The organism is Pseudomonas sp. G5(2012), assembly GCF_000408945.1.
GTDB lineage: Bacteria > Pseudomonadota > Gammaproteobacteria > Pseudomonadales > Pseudomonadaceae > Aquipseudomonas > Aquipseudomonas umsongensis.
In genome coordinates, this window is sequence record NZ_APIO01000054.1 from 1 (window position 1) to 22708 (window position 22708).

Genomic DNA, 22708 nt, shown 5'->3' on the forward strand with positions numbered 1-22708 from the left:
CCATAGAATCTCCCACAGGTCTATATGAATCCGCACAACCGGTCAGTTGCCTGGAACCTGCGCGGCGTTTCGGTATCGAATCTACCGATACCGCGCCCCACCATTCAAACAGCCGTTTCGCGGTTGTTGCCACTGGGGTCGTCGATACACCTACATGCCCTTGAGTGGCTGTCAGCGCTCGGGTAATGTCATCAGACCCATAGGACAGAGCACGCCCATGACTTCCAAGCTGGAACAACTCAAACAGATGACCACTGTGGTTGCCGATACCGGCGACTTCGAAGCAATCGCTCGCGTCAAACCCGTGGACGCCACCACCAACCCGTCGTTGCTGCTCAAGGCGGCGTCGATTCCCGCTTATGCCGAATTGCTGAACGCCTGCGTCAGCGACTGCAAGGGCGATGTAGGCCTGGCCAGCGACCGTTTTGGCGTCGCGGTGGGGCAGGAAATCCTCAAGGTGATTCCTGGCCGCATTTCCACCGAAGTGGATGCACGCCTGTCGTTCGACACGGACGCCGTCTTGAAGCGCGCGCATCGTCTGATCGAGCTGTACGAAAACGCCGGCATCGGCCGTGACCGGGTGCTGATCAAGATCGCCTCCACCTGGGAGGGCATCCGCGCTGCCGAGATCCTGGAAAAGGAAGGCATCCAGACCAACCTGACCCTGCTGTTCTCGTTTGCCCAGGCCGCTGCCTGTGCCGACGCCGGGGTATTCCTGATTTCGCCGTTCGTGGGCCGCATCTACGACTGGTACAAGAAAGCCACCGGTAACGACTTCGTCGGCGCGGACGATCCAGGCGTGCAGTCGGTGACCCGCATCTACAACTATTACAAGGCCAATGACTACAAGACCGTGGTCATGGGCGCAAGCTTCCGCAATCTCGGCCAGATCGAGCAACTGGCCGGCTGCGACCGCCTGACCATCAGCCCGGACCTGATCGACAAGCTGGCGGCAGACACCGGCAAGCTGGAGCGCAAACTGGCGCCGGGCAATGCCGGTGAAGCGCGCTTGAACCTCAATGAAGCGCAATTCCGCTGGCTATCCAACGAGGACGCCATGGCGACCGAGAAACTGGCCGAGGGCATTCGCCAGTTCGCCCGTGACCAGGAGAAGCTGGAGGCGTTGTTGCAGGCCAAGCTGTGATCTGAATCGGCGAAATGCAAAAAGGGCGAACCTTGGTGGGTTCGCCCTTTTTTGTGCGTCCTGATTGGATGTGGCGATCTTTCTGACGCCTTCGCGAGCAGGCTCGCTCCCACAATGTCCTTCGTATTACGTAACTCGCTCCCCTGTGGGAGCGAGCCTGCTCGCGAAGGGGCCAGCCCGGCCAACCATCAATGCCGCTCCAGCGCATTCACCAGGTCATGAAAGGCTTCACGATTGGAGTCGTTCAGCCCCATGAGGATCTTGTGCGCTTCCAGCACCTTGATCCGCACCACTTCTTCCGACTGATCCTGATCAGGCAGGTCGTCCAGGCATTCCGGGCATGGCACTGGCTGGTCGACGATGTTGAACACCTGCTCGAACCCCATCGACTGCAACAGACGGGTGATGTCTTCGTGGGTGGTGACCACGGTCGGCAGCAGCCCGACCTTCTGCCGCGACAGGATCGACAATTTGGCCAACAGGCCCAAAGTCGTGCTGTCGATGCTGCGGGTCTCGGTCAGGTCGATCACGATCGCGTTGAAATTCAACGCGGTGAAGATCCGATCAATAGTCGCATCCAACGCCGAACACAGGGTCAGGCGAACTTCACCGACGAATTTCAGGACAAAGGTGCCGTCCTGTTCGGCGAACTGGATTCTACCGGTACTCATCAAAGATTCCTGCTCAACACCAACAGGGCGATATCATCCGGCATCTCCCCTAGCGTGGCCAATCCAAAAACCTGCCGCAGGCCATCCAGGCTGCCGCCCGCCGCCTTGACCCGTTCGGGCAACGCAGCTTCTTTTTCTTTGAGTGTGGGTTCTGGCAAAAGGTCCAGAATGCCATCTGACATCAGCGTCAGGCTGAACGTCGGCGGCAACTCCAGCACGTGATCTTCGTAGGTGGCTTCATTGAAGAGGCCTACCGGCAGACCACGCCCTTGCAGATAACTGACACTGTCGGGTGTGTACAACACAGGCAACGGCAAATGACCACCGATGCTATAGGTCAACAAACCTGTCTCCTCGTCGATGACTCCACCGACCATTGTGACGTGTTTGCCCAGCTTACAACTGATCAGGCCCCGGTTGATATGCCCAAGCACCTCAGACGGCTTGAATTCCGGCAAGGTACCGCTGCGCTTGGACTCGAACAACAGGCGCGTGGTCATGAATTTCAACAGCACAGTGACAAAGGCTGAAGAAGCACCGTGCCCGGAAACATCCGCCAGGTAGAACGCCACGCGGCGCTCGTCGACCCGGAAATAGTCGACAAAATCCCCCGACAGGTACAGCGACGGGATGATCTGGTGGGCAAACTTGAAGTCGTTGATGGCCCAGGGGCTGACCGGCAGCATGTTCATCTGCACCTGGCGACCGGCGTTCTGGTCTTCCTGGAGCAGGTTGAGGCTGGCGGCGAGCTCGCGGTTGGCCTTCTCCAGCTTCTCGCGATAGCGCTGGTTTTCCATCAGCAGGCGCGCACGATCCAGGGCCCGACGCACAGAGTGCTCGAGCACGGCCAGATCTTCGAGAGGCTTGATCAGGTAATCCGCCGCGCCCAGGCGCAAGGCCTCGACCGCATCGTTCATTACGCCGGCGCCCGACACCACGATCACCGGTGTTTGCGGCGAAAGCTCGGTGACCTGGCGGATGAGTTCGAGTCCGCCCATCTGTGGCATGCGCAGATCGCAGATGACCAAGTCGGGCTTGTCTTGCTCGAATACCTGAAGACCCTGCTGACCGTTGCTGGCCTGCAGGACGCTGAAACCACTGTCTTCCAAATAGGCCGCGAGGCTCGCGCGCACTACCTCGTCATCATCGATTATCAGCAGCGTGGCACTGGTTTTTGGCATGTGGGCAAACGGCGCCAGAATTAGGTTGGCGTAGCGGCGCGGATTTTGGCCCGGCTCTGACTACTGGATTCGCTTTCTAGCCTCTCTGGCGCACTGTTTTCGAGCATTTACCCGATCCACACGTACACCAGAGGTGCCCTTCTAAGGCGCAGACGGTACTCCCATCCGCGAGGCGTTTCAAGCTCACGCCGATGGTCGCTTGGCGCCGGCACTTTTGAAATCACCGGGAGTTATAAGAACCGTCCTGACCGAAACCCAATGAAAGGTCCTGGCGAACGACAAAAATGCAGAAGGCGGCTCGATGGCCGCCTTCTTTTTACCGCTGTGGATCAGAAATCGTCTTCGACCTGACCATCCTTCACCTTGAATTCGCGGTTCTGCAGATAGGCGTTGCGGATGAACGTGTACTTGTCGCCCGTAATCAACTTCTCGGAGGACAGCAGGTCCGCCCGGGTATCGACGATGTTCAGGCCGAAGATCGAATTACGCACCGGCACGTCGTTGATGTACGGATAAGGACCGGTGTAGCTATCGACGAACTTGGATGGCGCATCACGCACGGTGCTAGGCCCCAGGAGCGGCAGCATCACATAAGGCCCGCTGCCCATGCCCCAGTAACCGAGGGTCTGGCCAAAGTCTTCGTCGTTGCGGTGCAGCCCCATGTGGGTACCCACGTCGAAGAAGCCCAGCACGCCGAAGGTGGTGTTGAAGATCAGTCGCGCGGTGTCGACACCCGCGGCGGTGGGCTTGGCCTGCAGGATATCGTTGGCGAGGTTGGTCACGTCGCCGACGTTGCGGAACATGTTGTGGATGCCATCTTCAAGAAACTGCGGTGTCACGAACTGATAGCCCTGGGCCAGAGGCTTGAGGGCATAGGTGTCGACGAAGTCGTTGAACTTGAAGATCGGACGGTTGATGCCTTCCCAAGGATCATCTTCCGAGGCTGCCTGCGCAGCAAACGGAATCAGCAGCGCACCGGCGCATACACAAAGCCGAGCGAGAGGATTGCTCCAGCGCATAAAAAAACTCCTTGGACTATACCGTCGCCGGACGCTTGGCCCGGCGCAAAGGCTGCCAGTATAAGACGATTCGGCCACTTTAGGCAGCATGGGGCCCGTCCCCGCGCACGATCTTGGCAGAATGCGAGCAATTCACAACAGTGTCACTCAACTGTCACCGTCGCCCTCTAGCCTTGAGACTATTTCAGGGACGTTGATATGCCGCACGCCGAAACCACCCCGCAAAATGCGCCGAACCTGACTGCCGTGCTGTTCGGGCTGAGTGGCTGCCTGGTGGATTTCGGTGCCCGCACGCGCCTTCAGGGCAACCCAGGCACTGATCACGCACAAGCCACCCCCGGCGCCCTGGACAGTCTGATCAGCCTGCAGCGCCAGCAAATCCCCTGCGCCTGGCTCGATGAGCTCTCCCCCGCCATCAGCCAGGCATTGGCCGGCGGCCTGCCGCAATGGATAAGACCTTCGCAATACGCTGAAACAATCAAACCCTGGCCGGCGCCCGATGCGTGTTGGCAAGCCTTGATGGCGCTGGACATCGAAAGACTCGATGGCTGCGTGCTGGTCAGCGGCGAACCACGACTGCTGCAATCGGGACTCAATGCCGGCTTGTGGACCATCGGCCTGGCGTCCTGTGGCTCGCTCTGCGGGCTTTCGCCCGAGCAATGGCAGGCATTGTCCGCGCAGGAGCGCGACATCAAGCGCAGCAAGGCAACGGTGCAGCTGTTCGGCCTGGGCGTGCATTCGGTAATCGATCACCTTGGTGAACTCGACACTTGCCTGGCCGACATCAGCTTGCGTCGGCTCAAGGGCGAAAAGCCCTGATTCAGATCATGCAGGTTACGCGCGGGTGGATTAATCTAAAGGTAAGCCATAGACCTTTGGCGCGCCGTCGCGGTCTATGCCAGTGCCTATCGATAAAAGGAAGAACGCCATGTCTGCCCGCGAACTGCAAGAACAGCTCAATGCCCTGCGCGAGCAATTGGAACAGAATCCTCCGCTGACCGACGCAGAGCGTGACGACCTGCGCGAACTGATGCAGAAGATCGAATTTGAGCTGGAGCTCGAAACCAAGACACAGGACTCGAGCCTCGCCGATAACGTCAACCTGGCTGTCGATCGCTTCGAACTCGAACACCCGACCCTCGCCAGCACGCTGCGCCAGATTGGCACGGCCCTGCACAGCATGGGAATCTGAACCAAACGCAGAAATCCCCTGCAGGAGCGAGCATGCTCGCGATGGAGGTCAACGATAACGCGGGAAACCTGATGCCCCGCGTTGCCCTCTGGTTTTTCGCGAGCATGCTCGCTCCTACACAATGAATCGTTACTGACGGACCAGGCGATGGTTCGGCAGCTGCACCTCTTCGGTACTGCGATACGGATTGATATCCAGCCCACCCCGCCGCACATAACGCGCATACACCGTCAATTTCTCCGGTTTCAGCAACCGCTGCAGATCAAGGAAAATCCGCTCCACGCACTGCTCATGGAAGTCCGAGTGCTGGCGGAAGCTGACGATGTATTCCAGCAGGCTTGCGTGATCCAGCGCCGCGCCACGGTACTCCACCGCCACGCTGCCCCAGTCCGGCTGACTGGTCACCGGGCAATTGGACTTGAGCAAATGGCTGTGCACGCTCTCCTCGACAATGCGCGACTCATCGCAACGCAGCAGTTCCGGGCGCGGGTGCTCGTAGTTGCTGACGCTGATGTCCAGATCGTCAATGCACACGCCGGGCAACGCCACCACGCCTTCGGCCTCGACCTCTTTCAGGCTGCGGATGCGCACGCCCACAGGCTTGCCGGCCGCGGCCGACAGGTCCTTGGCCAGGGTCGCTTCAAGACTCGCGGTGTCGGCGAACGGCGTCTGGTTCAAGGAGTTGAGGTAGAGCTTGAACGACTTCGACTCGATGATGTTCGGCGAATCCGCCGGGATGCTGAACTCGCCGATCGCCACCACCGGCTTGCCCGATGGCAACAACCACGACAGTTCGAAGCAATTCCAGAAATCCACGCCCTTGTACGGCAGTGTCTGAGCCGTCAGGCCGAGCTCGGCCCACTTCGCGGTACGCGGGATCGGGAACAGCAGGGACGGCGTGTAAGTGGCGATGTATTCGCTGGATTTGCCCAGCGGCGAGTGTTCGGCTGCGGGATGCATGGCGGAAACCTGACTGAAGAATCAGCGGATTCTACCAGCCTTTGCCGCAGCCTTTGAGTGCTTACTGACTGACAGTCAACTTGCCGACCATGCCGGCCTGGTAATGACCGGGGATGTTGCAGGCAAATTCCAGGCGAGTGGCCTTGCTGAAGGTCCAGGTCAGCTCGGCGGTCTTGCCAGGCGCCACCAGCACGCTATTGGGGTCGTCGTGCTGCATGGCATGCCCCATTCCGGCCATGGCGCCGTGGTCCATTGCCTTCATGCCGGTAGGCGTAAGCATGCCGCTCTGTTGCATCTGCAACATTTCCTGTTGGTGCCGGGCATGCATCGCTGCATCGCCGAGGTTGAATTCGTGCAGCAACTGGCCTTTATTCACCAGCACGATACGCACGGTCTCCCCTGCCTTGATCTCGATAGACTTGGGGGTGAATGTCATGTCAGCCATGACCACCTCCACGCTACGGGTCGCCTTGGCTGCCGGGGCCGGTTGACCAAAATCATAGGTAACCTCTGGAGCCGCCCAAACCGGCGAACCCAGTGCCAACAGACAGCTGGCCAGCAACACGGATTTACGCAAAAACATCGAAGTACTCCAACAAGATTAAGGTTCAGCCTGTGGAAAACTCTAAACTGTCACCGCTGCCCTTTACCTGACAGCCAAATTACAACTTTGTCAGCAAGGCCCGCAGCCTCGTCGCCCACGGTATAACGCTGTCGTTCCATTTAGCCCGAGTCGCCCATGAAACTGCTGATCGTCGAAGACCAACCGAAAACCGGCCATTACCTGCGCCAGGGCCTGACCGAGGCCGGGTTCAATACGGAACTGGTGGCCGACGGCAGCACTGGCCAGCAACTGGCCTTGAGTGGCGACTATGCCCTGCTGATTCTCGATGTGATGCTGCCCGGCCGCGACGGCTGGCAGATCCTGCAAGCGGTGCGCAGCGCCGGCCTCGACACGCCAGTGCTGTTCCTGACCGCCCGGGACGCCGTCGAGGACCGGGTTTATGGCCTGGAACTGGGCGCCGACGATTACCTGGTCAAGCCATTCGCCTTCTCCGAATTGCTCGCCCGGGTCCGCAGCCTTTTGCGCCGTGGCAGCAGCACGCCCCAGGAAACCAGCCTGCAACTGGCCGACTTGCGCCTGGACCTGATCCGCCGCCGGGTCGAGCGCGGCGGCCAGCGCATCGACCTGACCGCAAAGGAGTTCGCCCTGCTGGAAATGCTTCTGCGCCGCCAGGGCGAAGTCCTGCCCAAATCGCTGATCGCGTCCCAGGTCTGGGACATGAATTTCGACAGCGACACCAACGTCATCGAAGTCGCGATCCGCCGCTTGCGCTTGAAGATCGACGACGAGTTCCCGAACAAACTGATCCATACCGTGCGCGGCATGGGCTATGTGCTCGAAGAGCGCCAGTGCTGATGCGCCGGCTGTCCTTGAGCGCTCGCCTGGCCCTGTTATTCGCCGCATGCACCGCCGTGGTCTCGCTGTTCGCCGGCGTGCTGTTCAGCCGCGCCAGCGAGGCGCACTTCATCGAGCTTGACCAGCAGTTGCTCGAGGACAAGCTGATTGGCTTGCGACGGGCATTGCCGGACATTCAATCAAGCCAGCGTGACGCCCGGCTGGCCGACGAGTTGAGCCGGCAGGCCGATCTTTCACTGCGCATCAGTGGCAGCGATGGCCGCCGCTGGTATGACAGCTCCTCCAACCTGCCGCAGACCTTGCCGCGCCAACCCGGACTGTCCACGGTGAGCCACGATGGCACCGACTACCGCGTGCTGAACGCACCGCTGTACCCCGACACACCCGATTCGCCGCAATTGAGCTTGCTGCTGGACATCACCCATCACCAGCATTTCCTGCAGCGCATGCAACACCTGATCTGGCTGACCGTCGGCCTGTCCGCCCTGGCCACCGCCCTGCTCGGCGCCTGGGCCGCACGCAGCGGGCTGCGACCGTTACGCCGCATGAGCGCAGTCGCCAGTGGTGTCTCGGCGCAATCGCTCAACGCACGCCTGCCGGAAGAAGACATGCCGCCGGAGCTGGCGGAAATGGCCCACCATTTCAACGCCATGCTCGGGCGTCTCGACGACTCCTTCCAGCGCCTGTCGGCGTTCTCCGCCGACATTGCCCATGAACTTCGCACCCCGCTGTCAAACCTGCTGACCCACACCCAGGTCACCCTCACCCGCCCCCGCCCCCTCGAGGATTACCGCGAAGCGCTGCACAGTAACCTCGAGGAGCTGCAATGGATGGCGCAACTGGTCAACGACATGCTTTACCTGGCCAAGGCCGACCACGGGCTGTTGATGCCCAAGCGCGAACCGTTGGAGCTGGCAGAGGAAGTGGACCTGTTGCTGGAGTTTTTTGCGCCCCTGGCCGAAGACGCGCGAGTGACGTTGAGCCGTGATGGCGATGCCCGCCTGCAAGGCGACCGCAACATGTTGCGCCGGGCGCTGTCCAACTTGCTGGACAATGCGTTGCGCTTTACCCCGGCCGGGGGTGAGGTTCGGGTGCGGATCAACGACCAGGCCAAAAGCTTGAGCCTGTCGGTGGAAAACAGCGGTGAAGGAATTCCGGCAGATCTGCTGCCACGCCTGTTCGATCGCTTCTACCGCGCAGACCCGGCGCGCCATGAAGGCAGCAGCGAGCATGCGGGATTGGGGTTAGCGATTACCCAGTCGATTGTCCGCGCCCATGGTGGGCAGATTCGTTGTGAATCGGAAAATGGGTGGACGCGGTTTGTGATTGAGTTACCAAAGGGAGAATGAGGCCAGCAGTCCTGACCCCTTCGTCGGAACGCCGCCCGGAGCGAGCTTGCTCCGGGCGGCGTTCCGACGAAGGCGGTGTAACGGCTTACGAATAGCGCAATGCGGTAGCCGGCTCGACCTTCGCCGCCCGCCACGCCGGGTAAACCGTGGCCAAGAAGCTCATGACAAACCCCGCCGTGCAGATCAGGGCCACGTCCGCGCCCTGCAACTCAGAGGGTAGGTTGCTGACGAAATACACGTCGGAACTGAAGATGTGCTGGCCACTGACCCGCTCTACCCAGCCGACCATGGCGCTGACGTTCAACGCCGCAATCACGCCCAACACCCCACCGATCAATGTGCCGACAACCCCGATCACCGTACCCTGCACGATGAAGATCGCCATGATCTGCCGTGGCGTGGCGCCGATGGTGCGCAAAATCGCGATGTCCGCACCCTTGTCGTTCACCACCATGATCAAGGTCGCGATGATGTTGAACGCGGCCACCGCGACAATCATCAGCAGCAACAGGCCAATCATGGTTTTTTCCATCTTCATGGCGCTGAACAGGCTGCCCTGGGTGTGGGTCCAGTCGTCAGCCTTGTAGGCTGCGCCGAGGGCGTTTGCGATGTCGCCCGACACTTGCGGCGCCGCATACATGTCCTTCACCGCCAGGCGCACGCTCTGCACCTGATTCGGCTCCCAGTGCTGCATTTGCGCGGCATCGGCGAGGTGGATCAGCGCCATCGAACCGTCCAGTTCGGCACCGACCTTGAACACGCCGACCACGTTCAGCCGTTGCATTCGCGGGGTGATACCGCCCGGCGCGTTGCTGACTTCCGGCACGATCAGGGTGATCTTGTCGCCCACGTTCAAGCGAAAACGGCGCGCGGTGATTTCGCCGATCACCACACCGAACTCACCCGGTTTCAGGGCATCCAGCCGCCCCTGGACGATGTGCTTGGCGACGATCGACACATGGCCTTCCAGCGCCGGGTCGACGCCACTGACCTGGATCGGCTGCATGGTGCCCTTGTAGGACAGCATGCCTTCCATCTCGGTGAACGGTACGGCGGCGGTCACTTGCGGATTTTTCATCGCGGCGGCGGCCACCGGCTGCCAATCGTCGATCGGATTAACGCCGACGATGGTCGCATGCGGCACCATGCCGAGGATGCGCGAGCTCATTTCGCGCTGGAAGCCGTTCATCACCGACAGCACCACGATCATCGCCAGCACGCCCAGGGCGAGGCCGATCATCGAGGTCATCGAGATGAAGGAAACGAAGCGATTGCGGCGCTTGGCGCGGGTATAGCGCGTGCCGATAAAGATCGATAACGGTCTGAACATTCGCTGGGGCACCGTATAAAAATAAAAGACCCGACGGACTTTTCAGTGCCGTCGGGTTTCAACCCGTCAGATAGGCGTCAGGCAACCTTCCTGCAAATGCAGGACGCGGTCCATCTGGCGGGCCAGGTTCATGTCGTGGGTTACCACCAGGAACGCCGTGCGCATCGAAGTGCTGAGTTCCAGCATCAAGTCCTGGATACCCTGGGCGGTGTGGGCGTCGAGGTTGCCGGTCGGCTCGTCGAGCATCACCAGGCCGGGGTTGTTCACCAGGGCGCGGGCGATGGCCACACGCTGGCGTTCGCCACCGGACAGCTCGGCCGGCTTGTGCTCCAGGCGATGGCCCAGGCCGACCCGCTCCAGCAACGCCGTGGCACGCTTGCGCGCCTCGGGAATCGCGGTCTTGCCGATCAGCAGCGGCATGCAGACGTTTTCCAGGGCAGTGAATTCCGGCAGCAGGTGGTGAAACTGGTACACGAAGCCCAGGGCACGGTTACGCAACAGGCCGCGCTTCTTTTCGCTCAGCGCCGACAGTTCTTCACCGTCGAGCCAGACGCTGCCCTTGGTCGGCGTATCGAGGCCGCCCAGCAGGTTGAGCAAGGTACTCTTGCCCGAGCCCGACTTGCCGACGATCGCCACACGCTCGCCCGGGTGCAACTCCAGTTGCAGGCCCGCCAACACTTCCACTGACTCCGGGCCTTCCTCGTAGGATTTGCCCAGGCTGCGGCAGCTCAAGATTGCTTTATCACTCATGCGCGACTCACTCATAACGTAGCGCCTCCGCCGGCTGGGTGCGCGCGGCACGCCAGGCGGGATACAGGGTGGCGAGGAAACTCAGGACCAGCGCCGCACAGCAGACCATGACCACGTCCTGGCTCTGCACTTGCGACGGCAGGTAATCGATGAAATACACGTCGGCATTGAGAAACTTGTGGCCGATCAGGCCTTCAAGCGCCGAGATCGCTGCGCTGACGTTGAGCGCGGCGAAAATCCCGACCACCGCGCCGATGGCCGTGCCGACCACGCCGATGACCGTGCCCTGGACCATGAAGGTGCGCATGATCGTGCCCGGCGTGGCGCCGAGGGTGCGCAGGATCGCGATATCGCCTTTCTTGTCGTTCACCACCATCACCAGCGTGGAAATGATGTTGAACGCGGCGACCGCAACGATCAGCAACAACAACAGGCCGATCATGGCTTTTTCCATGCGGATGGCCTGGTACAGGTTGCCGTGGGTGCGGGTCCAGTCGCGGGCGTAGTAGCGGTCTTCGCCCAGCTCGCGGGCGATGCTCCACGCCTCACGCGGCGCCTGGAACAGATCGTCGAACTTCAGCCGCAGGCCCTGGACCTGGTCCGGTTTCCAGCGATGCAAGCGCGCCAGGTCCTGCAGGTTGGTGATGCCCAGGTAACCATCAAGCTCACCGGCGCCGACATGGAAGATGCCGACCACGGTGAAGCGCTTCATGCGCGGGAACATCCCGGCGGGCGTCACAGTGACCTCCGGCGCCACGAACGTCAGCTTGTCGCCCACGGCCGCACCGAGCTTGGCCGCGGCCTTGTCACCGATGACGATGCCGAATTCGCCCGGCGCCAGGTCGTCGAGTTTGCCCTGCAGCATGAAGTTGTCGATGATCGACACCTGGCGTTCCTGCGCCGGGTCGATGGCATTGAGCAGGATCTTGTTGACCTTGCCGTTGTTGGTCAGCAACCCCTGCATTTGCGTGAACGGCGCCACGGCCGCTACCTGCGGGTTCTGCTTGACCTTGGCGGCCAGGCCTTGCCAATCGCTGATCGGCTCGCCGGATTCGATGGTCGCGTGGGGCACCATGCCCAGCACGCGGGTACGCATCTCATGATCGAAGCCGTTCATGACCGACAGCACCACGATCATCACGACCACGCCAAGGGCGAGTCCGATCATCGAGGTCAGGGAAATGAATGACACAAAATGATTGCGACGCTTTGCACGGGTATAACGCGTGCCGATAAATACGAAGAGAGGTCTGAACATGTCGGGGCTTGTTCGGAGGGAAAAGGAACGTCCTTGTGGCGGGGGTCGATAACCAGCTTTACACTCAGACCACCGCCGCTACCATGGGTTCGCCATGTCGACATTAGATGAAGAAGATCGCCGCGAATACTACCGTATCGAGGACATGATCGCACTGGAAATTCGGCCCCTGTCCGCCCTTGAAGCCGCAGGGCAGGAAGTGTTGCAGGATGCTTCCCCGCTATTCAATCTGCTCAGCGAACTGCACCTGAGCGAATTCGAGTCGCAACACCTGCTGCGCCAGATCAGCGAGCGCGACCGCAACCTCGCGGCGTTCCTCAAATCCCAGAACAAGCGCATCGATCTGCTCAGCCAGGTGATCGCCATCACCGTGCTCGGGCAGATCGGCGTACCCCAGCCGGTGATCATTTCCGAAGGCGGCATCGACTTCCAGCACCCGACCCCCATCGCCGCCGACGCGCGCCTGTCGATCAAGCTGGTGCTGATGCCACAGGCCCTGGGCCTGTTGCTGCGCGCACGCGTCACCCACTGCGACCGCAAGGGCGAGGGCTACGACGTCGGCACCGAGTTCGAACACTTGACCGATGCCCAGCGACAACTGTTGGCGCGCTACATTTTGCAAAAGCAGGCCCAGGAACGACGCCTGGCCCGCGAACTGAACGAATCAGGCATTTAAATTAAGGAACGATCGTGACCCTCATCTACGGCCACCGCGGCGCCAAGGGCGAAGCACCGGAAAACACCCTGACCAGCTTCCAGCAATGTCTCAAGCACGGCGTGCGCCGTTGTGAACTGGACCTGCACCTGTCCATGGACGGCGAGCTGATGGTCATCCACGATCCGACGCTCAAGCGCACCACCGACCGGCGCGGCAAGGTCGTGGAGCACACGGCGGCAGAGCTGGTGACCTACGACGCGCGCAAGGGCGGACCGGGCTGGATCACGCCGTGCCCGATTCCAACCCTGGAAGAGCTGTTCGAGAAATGCGATTTCGAGCACTGGCAGCTGGAAGTCAAGAGCGCGTCACGCACCCGCGCCGCCACAACGGTGCTGGCGATTCGCGAAATGGCGCAACGACATGGCCTGTTGGACAAGATCACCATCACGTCGAGTTCACGGGAAGTATTGAAGGCGGCGCTGGACCTGGTGCCGGACGTGTCCCGCGGACTGGTGGCCGAATACGCCTGGCTCGACCCGTTGAAGGTTGCGCAAGGCTATGGCTGCGAGATCCTCGCGTTGAACTGGACCCTGTGTACGCCGGAACGCCTGGAGAAGGCGCAGCGCCAGGGGCTGCATGTGTCGGTGTGGACAGTCAACGAACCCGCGCTGATGCGCAGGCTCGCTGATTTCGGCGTTGACAGCCTGATTACAGACTTTCCCGGTTTGGCCACTGCCACGCTCGAGAATTGCTGAAATCGGTCTCCCCGGCCGGCTCAGGCCACCGGCCGGAGCCGCTCAAAAAAGCCGGTTGAGGCCGTCGTACGCGGCAACCCGATAGGCTTCGGCCATGGTCGGGTAGTTGAACGTGGTGTTGACGAAGTACTTCAAGGTGTTGAGCTCGCCGGGCTGGTTCATGATCGCCTGGCCGATGTGCACGATCTCCGACGCCTGGTAACCGAAGCAGTGAACGCCCAGCACTTCCAGGGTTTCACGGTGGAACAGGATCTTGAGCATGCCTTGCGGCTCGCCGGCGATCTGTGCCCGCGCCATGCTCTTGAAGAACGCCTTGCCCACTTCGTACGGCACCTTGGCCTGGGTCAACTCCTGCTCGTTCTTGCCGATCGAACTGATCTCCGGAATGGTATAGATCCCGGTCGGCACGTCATTGACGAAGCGCCAGCTGCCGTTGTCGACAATGCTGCCAGCGGCCGAACGGCCCTGGTCGTGGGCGGCACTGGCCAGGCTCGGCCAGCCGATGACATCGCCCGCGCCATAGATGTTCTGGATGCCGGTGCGGTAGTTCTCGTCGACTTCGATCTGGCCACGACTGTTGACCTTCACGCCTATGTTTTCCAGGCCCAACTGATCGGTGTTGCCCGTGCGGCCGTTGCACCAGAGCAAGGCGTCGGCCTTGATCTTCTTGCCAGACTTGAGGTGCAGGATAACGCCGTTGTCCACGCCTTCGACGCGGTCGTACTCTTCGTTGTGGCGAACGGTGATGTTGTTGTTGCTGAAGTGGTAGCTCAGGGCCTGGGAAATTTCCGAGTCGAGGAAGCTCAGCAACTGACCGCGGTTATCCACCAGCTCGACCAGTACACCCAGGCCACTGAAGATCGATGCGTATTCGCAACCAATCACGCCGGCACCGTAGACGATGAGTTTGCGCGGGGTGTGGCCGAGGCTGAGGATGGTGTCGCTATCGTAGATACGCGGGTGATGGAAATCGATGTCGGCCGGGCGATAAGGGCGCGAACCGGTGGCGATGATGATGTGCTTGGCCACCAGTTTTTCCACCACGCCGTTGGCGCAGACCACTTCGATGGTTTGCTCGTCGGCGAAACTGCCGGTGCCGAAGAACACGTCGACGCGATTACGGGCGTAGTAGCCGGTGCGCGAGGCGACTTGCTTGGAAATCACTTTCTCGGCGCTTTTCAACACGTCCGGGAACGAGAACCAGCGCGGCTCACCAATGGCCCGGAACATCGGGTTGGTGTTGAACTGCATGATCTGCCGGACCGAGTGACGCAGTGCCTTGGACGGGATGGTGCCCAAGTGAGTGCAGTTGCCGCCGACCTGGCGACGGCTATCGACCATCGCCACCTTGCGCCCTGCCTTGGCGGCGTTCATTGCCGCGCCTTCCCCCGCCGGGCCGGAACCCAACACCACCACGTCGTAGTTGTAGACAGCCATGCGTACTCCTCAGAACAGGCCGCGGCACCAGCGGCACCTGCGGCTAAATCACGCCAATCTGTGGCATGAAGGAACAATTTGGGGTCCATGCAGAACCCGGACACAGTCTATAGAAGCGTCAACGCCGCGCACATTAACCCTTGGTCGCGTCGTAGGCTAGTTTTGCCTGCACTACAACGCCAGGTTTCAATGCCCGAATCGCCGCAATCACTCGGTTTTCCTGCCACTCAAACGCTCAAAGGCGTGACTGCTGCGTGTGACGAAACCTGTATCGGCACGCATCACAAAAAATGCGCCGATGTCGTGTTTTTCCGCGTAGTCCCAACCCTGCTCCGGGCCGAGAATCAGCAACAGCGTCGATAAGCCATCGGCCATCAACGCTGAAGGATGAATCACCGTGACAGACGCCAGGTTGTGTGAGACCGGTAAACCTGTGCGCGCATCGAGGGTGTGGGAAAAGCGCTGGCCACCCTGCACGAAATAGTTACGGTAGTCACCCGAAGTCGACAGGCCATAACCGTCGATGGCGATGATGCGCTCGGCCACCTGTTGATCGTCGCGAGGTTCTTCCACAGCGATGCGCCATGCGGTGCCGTCGAGTTTCCTGCCGGCGGCCTTGAGTTCACCGGTGGCTTCGGCAAGATAGTCGTGGATGCCCATGGCCGTGAGCTTCGCGGCAATCGTGTCCAGCGCATAACCGGCGGCGATACTGTTGAAGTCGACTTCCACGGCGGCGTCCTTGCATAGCTGCTCGCCGTCAATGCGCAGATGATCGTGACCGACATGTTGACGCACCTCGGCCAGCGCCTGTGCAGTGGGGATTTTTTCTTCACGGGCCTGTGGGCCGAACCCCCAGAGATTGAGCAGCGGCTCGACCGTCAAATCGAACGCGCCTGCACTTTGCATGGACAGCTGCTCGCCGACGCGGACCAATTGCAGGACCGACGCAGGCATTACCCGACAGTGGTTGGCCGGTAATGCGTTGAATTGCGCGATGTCCGAGTCGCTGCGATAGGTCGATAAGTGCCGGTCGACCTCCGCCAGGATCTTCTCGACCTCGACCTGGACGTCTGCCGGGGCAGGAAGACCGGCGTGACGCACGTACTTGACCGAATACGTGCTGCCCATGGTTGGACCGCCGAAGCTTTCCAGGGAATCGCCATTGCCGCAGGCGGACAAGGTGCCGATCAGCACCAAAAGACCATACCGTCGCCAGGTCAACAAATCTCCCCCCAATCATTCCCGGACACAACGCCAGGCTCAGCCATTATGCGATACAAATGTGGGAGCGGGCTTGCTCGCGAAGGCGGTGCACCAGATGACAACAATGCCGTCTGACACACCGCCTTCGCGAGCAAGCCCGCTCCCACAAGGGATTTGTGGTGTGAGGGTATCGCGCGCCTCAACGATCCGCCATCTTCAACGATTGGCTCCACCCTCCCCCCAACGCCTTGTACAACGTCACCTGGTTGATCTCCCGCGCCAACTCCAGTTGTGCCCACTTCTGCTGCGCATCAAACAATGAGCGCTGGGCATCCATGGTAGAAAAATAGCTGTCCAGCCCCGACTCGAAACGCAGGCGAGACTGGCGGTAGGCTTCCTGATAATCCCCGACCAGTTTTTTCTGGAACTCGACCTGGGTGAGCATTTCCTGCCGGGCGTTCAAGGCATCGGCCGCTTCTCGAAATGCATTCTGCACCGTCGCTTCATAGGCCGCCGCCTGGCCGGCGAAGCGGGCATGACTGGCGTCCACTTGCGCCCGCCGCGCGCCCCCGTCGATCAAGGGCAACGAGCCGGCCAGCGCCACCGACCAGAACTCGGCCGGACCACTGAGCAATTGGGAAAACTCCCCGGTCAGGCTGCCCAGCGCCGACGTCAGGGAAAAAGTCGGGAAGTACGCCGTACGGGCCGCGCCGATATCCGCGTTGGCTGCACGCAACTGCGCCTCGGCCGACATGATGTCCGGCCGTCGCTCAACCAGCGCCGAAGGCAAACCCGCCGGCACGTCCAGGGTCGCCAACTGCTCACCCAGCGCGCCGGTCGGCAGCAACCCCACCGGTACCGGTTGCCCCACCAGCACCCGCAGCGCGTTCATGTCCTGCGCCACTTGCATGCGATAGGTGTTGACCTGCACCGCCGCCGTGTTGGTTTGTGCATCTGCCTGGTGGACATCGATCCGCGCACTGGAACCGAGGTTATAACTTTTGCGCAACAGCTGCCCGTAGCGGTCCTGGGATTGCCAGGTGTTCTGCGCAAGGTCGAGCAAATGCTGATTGGCCTTGAGGCTCAACCAGGTGCTGGCAACTTCGCCGATCAGCGCCAGCCGCGCCGTTTGGTAATCCGCCTCGGACGCTTCGAACCGTGCCCCCGCGGCATTACGCTGGCTGCGGATACGCCCGAACAAGTCCAACTCGTAGGAGGTAAAGCCGGCCGTTGCCTGATAGGTGTTGGCGATGCTGCCCGCCGTATCGCCGCCGCCCGGTGTGCGCACCAATGGCGGTAACTTGCTGCGACCGGCGTAAGTGTCGATGCCGATCGTAGGAAAAAGCCCTGAGCGCGCACTGTCATACCCGGCCCGCGCCTCCTCGACGCTGGCCGCGAACTGTCGCAGGCTGCGGTTGTTGGCCAGGGCCATGTCAATCAACTGGCGCAGGCGCTCGTCGACCACAAAACCGCGCCAATCCTTATCGAACGCCTGCTTGCCGTTACAGCATTCACCGGCCGTGTTCGCCGGCCACTGCTGGTCGATCGGTGCCTCGGGTTTCTCGTAGGTCGGTTCCAGCGAGCAACCGCCAAGCAAAAACAAGGTCATGAAACATGAGGTGGGTAGGCAATGGTTCATGGCGCGCACCTAAAAACGTTGGCCGAGCAAAGCTCGCAAGGGGGAAAGAAGCAACGACCACAGACCCGACCGCTCGACACTGATGTGCGGCACAGCCGGTTTGCGCGAAGGAACACTGATCGGCCGCCAACGAGGCGGCGAGACATGGCTCGGCGTCTTGAGCGGCTTGATGGAACGCGGCGCCAGACTTTTTTCGCCCAGTAGCGAGCGCTGCAGCAAAGTGCCAAAGGCCTGTGCCGGCTCGGCCTTGCTGACGACATTGATGGTCGCGTCGCTGAACAACCGCGCGATCAGGCGCTGGCGCACCCCTTCATCAAGGTCGGCGAAACGCAGGCCCAATTGGTCCTCGCCGTGATTGCGCATGACTTCGACATCGAGCCAACCCAGCTTGTCGATCCAGATCTGACCGCACAGCCCCGGCTTGATCGAGGCAGCGAAGGCGCAATTGAGCGACGCGCCACTAAGGGAAATATCCACCAGGCGCCCCGCCAGGACCTTGCCGCCGAAACGAAACCCGGTGGGTTTATCGAATGGAAAGCGCTCTTCGCCATGCAAGCGTGGGCGGTCGACACAGGCCACCAGGGTCGCGAGGTTGTACACCAACGCAACCACCGTCCAGCAGAGATTGAACAGCATGTTGCCGTCGAACGAGGCAGCCGTGCTGATGGCGATATAGGCGCCAAACTGCGAAAGCAAGGTCAAGGCCAGGAAGAACCCGAACAGCTTCCAATGCACCATGGTTTTCGTCCGGTCGAGGCCCTTGGCGGTGACTTTGAACGGGCGCCCGAACGGTCGGATCATGGCGCTGGCGATGGTGGCAGTGACCGCCAGCGAGGCAACGATCTGCGTGACCTCGGTAAAAATCGGCAAGGTCCGCCGGTCCGTCACCCAGGTCCCATAGCCCCAGAACGCAATCAGCGCCGGCATGCCGAACGCCAGGAAATCCAGCGGATTGGCGTAGAACCCAGCGATGCCGAAGTACCAGTACAGCACCGGCGACACCAGCATCATCAAGATGAAGGGTTTGGAAAACCAGTGCATCAGCCCATGGACATAGTGCAGCCGGTCATTGAGCGTGTAGCCGCTGCCGCGCAACGGCCCCTCCTTGAGCAATGCCACCTGGATCGTGCCCAGGCACCAGCGCCCACGTTGATTGATGTACTCGGTCAAGCCTTCGGCAGACAAACCAATGGACAGACGCTCATTCAACCAGCGGGTGACATAGCCTTTTTGCAACAAACGGTAAGTGGTGTAGATGTCTTCGCACACCGAGCCTGTAGGAAAACCGCCGATTTCGGTAATCAGATCGCGCCGCACTACGAAGGACGTGCCAACACAAAACGCCGCATCCCAGCCATCCTTCGCCGGCTGGAACACATCGAAGAACACCCGTTGCTCATCCACCCAACAGGCCGACGTGCCGAGGTTGTGCTGGATCGGATCGGGGTTGTAGTAGAACTGTGGCGTCTGCACCAGGCCGACCCTGGGGTCGTCGAACAGCCCCAGGGTGCGCAAGAGGATCGGCTGCTGCGGCGCAAAGTCGGCATCGAGCACGAGGATGTACGGCGCATTGCTGAGGGCCGCCGACTGACGCAGACCGTTGTTGAGGTTGCCGGCCTTGGCGTGGGAGTTGTCGGGGCGACGCGCGTACTGCACGCCCATTTGCGCACAGTAGTCGCGCAGCCAGTCGCGGCGGGTGTCGTCGAGTACCCAGATGGTGAAGTTCGGGTAGTCGATGGCCTGGGCGGCAATAATGGTTTTTTCGAGGATTTCCAGGCCTTCGTTGTAGGTGGCGATGAAGATGTCCACCGCAGGGACCGCGCTGCCTTGCTCTCTGAGCCGGCGTTCACCGGCATCGGCATCTGTGCGGTGATCCGTCCGACAGAGCATCACGACAATGGAAAACAGCGTGTAACCAATCGCCAGCATCTCGAAGAACAGGAAGGTGTAAGCCCACACCGTAGCGAATCCGGAATGCCCATCGGGCAAGGTGTCGCGAATCCGCCAGGCCGCATAATTGATCAGCAGGAAGGCGGTGATGGCACCGAAACCGACCCGCGCGGCCCATTGATCACGGTGGGTCAGGCAGGTGAACAGAATCACCGCTGCCAGCGTCCAGAAATTGATTTGCAGCAGTTGCAGCGAGTCCAGTGCCTGCATGTCAGTCAGCCTCTCGCAAACCGGTAAAGGGATTGACGCCGGTGGCGGCAATCGCCGCCCACGCTGTAGCGCCCAGGTGAGGCAGGTGGTAGTAGAAAAAATCGTTGCTGACCGAGTCCGGGCCTATGGCCAGCCCGGTACTGATGCGTTCTGCCGGTGTTGCGAACAGCCAGCCGTTGCCGGCCTGCTGGGCCAGCAGCACGCGCCACAACGGTTGCGCCTTGTCACTGAGCCCGCTCAAGCGCGCCACGGCGGCGGCCTGGGCGGTGCCCTCGGTCCACAGGCCATCGGGGTCGCGGTTGAAACCGTAACCTTCGCCGGCACGGTGAGCGCGGTCGATGAAGGCGAAAACGCGCCGCCAGTCCTTGGGTGGCTCATGCAGGGCGATCAACGGCCAGATCTGCGCATCCAGCCCCGAGCGCACGCGGTCCGAGGTCTGGCCGTCCGCGCCCGTGCCGATCAGGAAACGCCCTTCCCCGGCGTCCCATTGGCTGGAGACAAACTGCCGGGCAATTTGCGCTTGCTTTGCCGCCTCCTGATTTGGGGCCACCGCGTCGAGTGCCGACCACGCCGCCGCGAGGTCGACATTGTGCTCGGTGGATTTCCAGTTCTGCTGGACCTGCTTGTCAAAGTACCCGTAATAGCCACCACTGAATCCGGCGGGCGCTTGCCCGTCGTAGGTGTTTTGCTGCGACCATTGCAGGGCTTTTCGCGCGGCTTCCAGGTAGGACGCCTCACCGCTCTGGCGAAATGCTTCCAGCAGCGCCAATGCCGCCCAGGCTTGATTGCCGGTGGCGCTGCTGACTTGATAGGCGTCCTGGTTCCAGGCATTGCGCTCGACACTCCAATAGCCCGGCAACTTCATCGACGGCGCCGCCACCGGGCCGGCGGCGTAGGCGTTGCGCAGGCGTCCGTCCCGGTACTCCGGGTCATGGCCTGTGGCGAACGCCAATGCATCGGCGATCCGCCGCGCCGACCCGGCCTTGCCGCAGGCAAACAAGGCAATGCTCGCCAGTGCGTTGTCATAGGTGAACGCCACGCCGCGCAACGCCAGGATCGGCGCAGGCTGGCCATCCAGCGGCGGATAACTGGCTACCAGCACCGGCCCCGCCGGCTGCGATGTCACGGCCTGATCCAGCGCCGCACAGGTCATTGCCGCCAGTTGCGGTTGGGCTTGTGCAGCCCATCCGCTTGCCGTGCCGATCATCAACATCAGTCCCATCATCGCTCGCAATACAATGCTCATGGCCGCGACACCTCGGCACTGGCCCACAACCCCGGGTTGCAGGTCATGGCGCGCTGGCTGTCCGTGAGGTCCGCAGCAAAGGTGCCGACCACGTACACGGAATTTTGCTCGGCATAGGGGAACGGCACGCTGTAGGTATTGGCGCGGATGTCCGAGGCGCTAGACAACAACTGCACCACACTGGCCTTGAGGGGCTGGTCGAGGCCGCGAATTTTCACGGTGAGCACGCTGTCGCGGTCGATCTTGCTGGCCATGCGCTCGGGGAACACCGCGATCACATAGCTCTGCGCGCAATCGGTGGCCCGCAGCAAGGTCGAACCGGCCTGCACCAGCGTGCCCTGGGGCGCCAGCAGTTCCTGGACAGTACCGGGCGAATACGCCACGACGTCGTAGCCGGCCATCATCCGGACGCGGTTCTGCTCGGTTTCGATCAGTTGGTTGAGATTGTCGAGTTCCTGCTGATAGGTCACCCGGTTGCGCGCCTGATTCTCCAGGCTGAGTTTCAGCGTGGTCATTTGCGCGCTGAGATCGAACATGCGCAGTTGATCGGGATCGAGGTACACCTGTTTATTGGCGGCACTGACGTCACCATCGGTGATCCGCAACTGCGAACGCACCGACTCGGCCGCGCCTTGCAACGAAGCCAGCTGCGCTTTCGACGAAGCCACCACCGCACCACTGACCGCCCCTTGGACGAACAACTCGAGATTGCGCTCGACCGTTTCCTGGGCATCGATCAACCGCGCGCTGGCGGCACTGTTCTCGGCCTTCAGGGCTTTTTGCGTGTAAAGCTGACGGGTGTGAAACGCGGCCTGGTAACGCTGGCTGGTTTTCTCCAGCTCCTCGTAATACCGCTGATCGTGCTCGGCCTGGCTGGCCGAAGACGACAGCTGTTGCTCCAGGGTCAGGCGCCGGGTTTGCAGGGTCAGCAAGGTTTCCTGGTTCGCCCGCGGATTTTCCACCACGGCAATCTTCTGGCCCTGGCTAAACGTCACCCCGGGCTTGACCGCCAGGGAACTCACCACGCCATCGATCGGCGTGGTCAACAGAATCACCGGCGCATTCAAAATCGCCCGGGTGGCCGAGGCCGACACCAGTGGCATGAGCAAAGTGGACATCAACAGCCAGACAACAAACCCCAGCACCCCCAATCCCACCAGGCGCGGTAACAGCGATAACAACTTCGAGCGTTCTTGCGCCATGTTCGACTCTCCCGATAGACCAACCGCATATCAGCCAGGCAATAGCAGGCCTGACTGCGAAAACACTTTTGGCAGGGTGAGCAAAACGTAATGGGTCTTTGCACGGCAATTAAGCCGACGCTGATTGATATGAT

General features: G+C 61.2%; 21 protein-coding genes. 7 read left to right on the forward strand and 14 right to left on the reverse strand.

The features are described from left to right. Positions 1–217: 217 nt before the first annotated feature. Positions 218–1144: a transaldolase gene (gene tal / locus PG5_RS17595; protein ID WP_020798472.1), complete on the forward strand. Its 927-nt coding sequence runs from the start codon at positions 218–220 to the stop codon at positions 1142–1144. Positions 1145–1332: 188 nt separating this feature from the next. Here the strand turns inward: tal and rssC are convergent, their stop codons facing one another. From rssC to PG5_RS17610, 3 genes are all read right to left on the reverse strand, one after another. Further along, entirely contained in the window at positions 1333–1815 is a 483-nt protein-coding gene (gene rssC, locus PG5_RS17600) for an anti-sigma factor antagonist RssC (RefSeq protein ID WP_020798473.1), read from the reverse strand. Further along, positions 1815–2996: a two-component system response regulator RssB gene (gene rssB, locus PG5_RS17605; RefSeq protein ID WP_020798474.1), complete on the reverse strand. Its 1182-nt coding sequence runs from the start codon at positions 2994–2996 to the stop codon at positions 1815–1817. The genes rssC and rssB overlap by 1 nt, the downstream gene beginning before the upstream one ends. A gap of 329 nt (positions 2997–3325) precedes the next feature. Beyond that, complete coding sequence (locus PG5_RS17610) at positions 3326–4015, reverse strand: VacJ family lipoprotein (protein ID WP_020798475.1); 690 nt, start codon at positions 4013–4015, stop codon at positions 3326–3328. Positions 4016–4213: 198 nt separating this feature from the next. On the opposite strand from PG5_RS17610, the gene PG5_RS17615 reads away from it, so the two are divergent. Together PG5_RS17615 and PG5_RS17620 are read left to right on the forward strand one after the other, a co-directional pair. Then, the gene (locus PG5_RS17615; RefSeq protein WP_020798476.1) at positions 4214–4834 is read left to right on the forward strand and encodes a hypothetical protein; all 621 of its coding nucleotides are present in this window, start codon (positions 4214–4216) and stop codon (positions 4832–4834) included. A 109-nt stretch (positions 4835–4943) separates the two neighbouring features. Further along, positions 4944–5207, forward strand: coding sequence for a DUF4404 family protein (locus PG5_RS17620; protein ID WP_020798477.1), 264 nt, complete (start codon positions 4944–4946; stop codon positions 5205–5207). 129 nt (positions 5208–5336) lie between these two features. On the opposite strand, the gene queF is transcribed toward PG5_RS17620, so the two are convergent. Together queF and PG5_RS17630 are read right to left on the reverse strand one after the other, a co-directional pair. After that, positions 5337–6167, reverse strand: coding sequence for an NADPH-dependent 7-cyano-7-deazaguanine reductase QueF (gene queF, locus PG5_RS17625; RefSeq protein WP_020798478.1), 831 nt, complete (start codon positions 6165–6167; stop codon positions 5337–5339). Between the two features lie 61 nt (positions 6168–6228). Further along, the gene (locus tag PG5_RS17630) at positions 6229–6750 is read right to left on the reverse strand and encodes a plastocyanin/azurin family copper-binding protein (protein WP_020798479.1); all 522 of its coding nucleotides are present in this window, start codon (positions 6748–6750) and stop codon (positions 6229–6231) included. Positions 6751–6906: 156 nt separating this feature from the next. Between PG5_RS17630 and PG5_RS17635 the strand changes: the two genes are divergently transcribed. Next, positions 6907–7587 (forward strand): heavy metal response regulator transcription factor, encoded by a 681-nt coding sequence (locus PG5_RS17635; RefSeq protein WP_020798480.1) that lies wholly within the window; start codon positions 6907–6909, stop codon positions 7585–7587. Then, the gene (locus PG5_RS17640; RefSeq protein WP_042955478.1) at positions 7587–8936 is read left to right on the forward strand and encodes a heavy metal sensor histidine kinase; all 1350 of its coding nucleotides are present in this window, start codon (positions 7587–7589) and stop codon (positions 8934–8936) included. Before PG5_RS17635 ends, PG5_RS17640 begins: the two co-directional genes overlap by 1 nt. Before the next feature lie 85 nt (positions 8937–9021). Here the strand turns inward: PG5_RS17640 and PG5_RS17645 are convergent, their stop codons facing one another. From PG5_RS17645 to PG5_RS17655, 3 genes are all read right to left on the reverse strand, one after another. After that, on the reverse strand, positions 9022–10266 hold the full coding sequence (locus tag PG5_RS17645; RefSeq protein WP_020798482.1) for a lipoprotein-releasing ABC transporter permease subunit: 1245 nt from the start codon (positions 10264–10266) through the stop codon (positions 9022–9024). A gap of 66 nt (positions 10267–10332) precedes the next feature. Beyond that, entirely contained in the window at positions 10333–11016 is a 684-nt protein-coding gene (gene lolD, locus PG5_RS17650) for a lipoprotein-releasing ABC transporter ATP-binding protein LolD (protein WP_168757547.1), read from the reverse strand. A 7-nt stretch (positions 11017–11023) separates the two neighbouring features. Next, the gene (locus tag PG5_RS17655; RefSeq protein ID WP_042955475.1) at positions 11024–12274 is read right to left on the reverse strand and encodes a lipoprotein-releasing ABC transporter permease subunit; all 1251 of its coding nucleotides are present in this window, start codon (positions 12272–12274) and stop codon (positions 11024–11026) included. Positions 12275–12368: 94 nt separating this feature from the next. Between PG5_RS17655 and PG5_RS17660 the strand changes: the two genes are divergently transcribed. Next, positions 12369–12950 carry a PilZ domain-containing protein gene (locus PG5_RS17660; RefSeq protein ID WP_020798485.1) on the forward strand — a complete coding sequence of 194 codons (582 nt, stop codon included), beginning with the start codon at positions 12369–12371 and terminating at the stop codon, positions 12948–12950. Between the two features lie 14 nt (positions 12951–12964). Further along, the gene (locus PG5_RS17665; protein WP_020798486.1) at positions 12965–13687 is read left to right on the forward strand and encodes a glycerophosphodiester phosphodiesterase family protein; all 723 of its coding nucleotides are present in this window, start codon (positions 12965–12967) and stop codon (positions 13685–13687) included. Between the two features lie 42 nt (positions 13688–13729). Here PG5_RS17665 and sthA read toward each other — a convergent pair whose 3' ends face one another. From sthA to PG5_RS17695, 6 genes are all read right to left on the reverse strand, one after another. Next, positions 13730–15124, reverse strand: a complete 1395-nt coding sequence (gene sthA / locus PG5_RS17670; protein WP_020798487.1) for a Si-specific NAD(P)(+) transhydrogenase — start codon at positions 15122–15124, stop codon at positions 13730–13732. Between the two features lie 207 nt (positions 15125–15331). After that, positions 15332–16348 carry an FAD:protein FMN transferase gene (locus PG5_RS17675; RefSeq protein WP_080725284.1) on the reverse strand — a complete coding sequence of 339 codons (1017 nt, stop codon included), beginning with the start codon at positions 16346–16348 and terminating at the stop codon, positions 15332–15334. A gap of 178 nt (positions 16349–16526) precedes the next feature. Next, positions 16527–17966 carry an efflux transporter outer membrane subunit gene (locus PG5_RS17680; protein WP_020798489.1) on the reverse strand — a complete coding sequence of 480 codons (1440 nt, stop codon included), beginning with the start codon at positions 17964–17966 and terminating at the stop codon, positions 16527–16529. A gap of 9 nt (positions 17967–17975) precedes the next feature. Next, positions 17976–20126: a glycosyltransferase family 2 protein gene (locus PG5_RS17685; protein WP_020798490.1), complete on the reverse strand. Its 2151-nt coding sequence runs from the start codon at positions 20124–20126 to the stop codon at positions 17976–17978. Position 20127: 1 nt separating this feature from the next. After that, positions 20128–21372: a hypothetical protein gene (locus PG5_RS17690; RefSeq protein WP_020798491.1), complete on the reverse strand. Its 1245-nt coding sequence runs from the start codon at positions 21370–21372 to the stop codon at positions 20128–20130. Then, entirely contained in the window at positions 21369–22574 is a 1206-nt protein-coding gene (locus tag PG5_RS17695) for an HlyD family efflux transporter periplasmic adaptor subunit (protein ID WP_020798492.1), read from the reverse strand. The genes PG5_RS17690 and PG5_RS17695 overlap by 4 nt, the downstream gene beginning before the upstream one ends. Positions 22575–22708: the final 134 nt, after the last annotated feature.